The 219-nt window shown below is 50.7% G+C and carries 1 protein-coding gene; it reads left to right on the forward strand.

The features are described 5' to 3' along the window. Window positions 1–27: 27 nt before the first annotated feature. Window positions 28–219 (forward strand): precorrin-8X methylmutase (locus KB213_RS12560; RefSeq protein ID WP_211683596.1); only part of this gene is annotated, 192 nt, incomplete at its 3' end.

Consider the following 219-nt stretch of genomic DNA (forward strand, 5'->3'; position numbering starts at 1 on the left):
CGCAGATTTGGAAAGAGGACACCCTGCATGAAGATATCTCCTAAGGGGCATCCTGCTAAGTATGATTATATTCGAAATGGCGCGGAAATTTACGCGCAGTCTGTTGCGACGATCCGGGCGGAAGCGGATAAAAGTGCATTTTCAGAGGAGCAGGCACCGGTGGTTGTGCGCATTATTCATGCCTGTGGAATGGTGTCTGATGCGCAGCATGTGGTGATG

Source organism: Neokomagataea anthophila (assembly GCF_018122595.1).
Taxonomy (GTDB): Bacteria; Pseudomonadota; Alphaproteobacteria; order Acetobacterales; family Acetobacteraceae; genus Gluconobacter; species Gluconobacter anthophilus.